General features: G+C 51.4%; 2 tRNA genes. Both read right to left on the bottom strand.

Annotated elements, in window-relative coordinates:
* Positions 1–48: 48 nt before the first annotated feature.
* Positions 49–125, bottom strand: a tRNA-Arg gene (locus tag AC0C45_RS30220).
* 6 nt (positions 126–131) lie between these two features.
* Positions 132–206 (bottom strand) — tRNA-Gly (locus AC0C45_RS30215).
* Positions 207–257 lie beyond the last annotated feature (51 nt).

Raw genomic sequence — 257 nt, 5'->3', positions numbered from 1 at the left:
CTTGGTCCCAAACCAAGTGCTCTACCAAGCTGAGCTACTTCCCGTTTATGGCGCGCCCGAGAGGAGTCGAACCCCTAACCTTTTGATCCGTAGTCAAACGCTCTATCCAATTGAGCTACGGGCGCTTTATATGGAGCGGAAGACGAGGTTCGAACTCGCGACCCCCACCTTGGCAAGGTGGTGTTCTACCACTGAACTACTTCCGCTTATTAAAATGAGCCATGAAGGACTCGAACCTTCGACCCTCTGATTAAAAG

Source organism: Priestia sp. VA7 (assembly GCF_055710015.1).
The sequence above is the reverse complement of the archived record's forward strand: the minus strand, read 5'-3'. Positions and strand labels throughout refer to the sequence as shown.